The organism is Legionella lytica, assembly GCF_044626755.1.
In the GTDB taxonomy this organism is placed as follows: domain Bacteria; phylum Pseudomonadota; class Gammaproteobacteria; order Legionellales; family Legionellaceae; genus Legionella; species Legionella lytica_A.
This window is the reverse complement of the sequence record NZ_JBGORX010000032.1, coordinates 1-488: the sequence shown is the minus strand read 5'-3', so window position 1 is coordinate 488 and position 488 is coordinate 1. Positions and strand designations below refer to the sequence as shown.

Sequence of the window (488 nt, the reverse complement as noted above, 5' to 3'; positions counted from 1 at the left end):
CCGACCACGACCTTAACCATAGGAGGGGTTGCGGCGACGAGCGTGGTGATGGTGAACGCTACCACCTTAACTGCGACCACACCGGTTTATGTCAGTGGGGCTTTGGTGAAAGATGTGGTGGTGACCAATAGCGTGGGGAGTGCGACTTTAACTGGAGGCTTTACTTATACTGCGATTGCGCCCACCTTAACGGGGCTTTCGCCAACGACAGGACCGGTGAGCGGCAATACAACCATTACACTAAGCGGTAGTGGCTTTATTCCTGGCGCGACGGTCACGGTTGGTGGTATTGCTGCAACGAATGTTACAGTAGTGAATGCCACAACCATTACGGCATCAACCCCGGCTTATGTCAGTGGCTCGTTAACGGTTGATGTGTTGGTGAATAATGGCGTGGGTAGTGCCAGCTTAATGGGTGGCTTCACCTACACGGCAGTTGCCCCTACGTTAAGTAGTGTTTTACCAAGCAGTGGTTCCATTGCCGGGGG

1 protein-coding gene is annotated in these 488 nt (G+C 53.5%); it reads left to right on the top strand.

Going from position 1 to position 488, the window contains the following annotated elements:
• Positions 1-488, top strand: a 488-nt coding sequence (locus ACD661_RS16945; RefSeq protein WP_400189011.1) for an IPT/TIG domain-containing protein, incomplete at both ends; no start/stop codon positions are given.